Genomic DNA, 255 nt, shown 5'->3' with positions numbered 1-255 from the left:
CGTTTCAGAGTGAACAACATCGCGAATGTGTTTTTGCAATCGACACACAGGGCACGTCCATTTAGGAGCATCGAATCATGAATCGTAAAGTTGCTTTGATTACCGGCGTAACGGGGCAGGACGGCTCATACCTCGCAGAGCTGCTGCTTAACAAGGGTTACGAGGTGCATGGCATCAAGCGCCGTGCCTCTCTGTTCAATACCGACCGCATCGATCATCTCTATCAAGATCCTCACGTGTCGGACCGGCGCGGGC

The 255-nt window shown here is 52.9% G+C and carries 1 protein-coding gene; it reads left to right on the top strand.

Annotation, left to right across the window (positions count from 1 at the left end; genetic code table 11):
- Positions 1-77 precede the first annotated feature (77 nt).
- Positions 78-255: GDP-mannose 4,6-dehydratase (locus SB771_RS35720; protein WP_410722135.1), on the top strand; the 178-nt coding region annotated here is incomplete at its 3' end.

Source organism: Burkholderia sp. SIMBA_051 (genome assembly GCF_046534915.1).
In the GTDB taxonomy this organism is placed as follows: domain Bacteria; phylum Pseudomonadota; class Gammaproteobacteria; order Burkholderiales; family Burkholderiaceae; genus Burkholderia; species Burkholderia ambifaria.
This window is presented reverse-complemented; position numbering and strand designations above follow the sequence as displayed.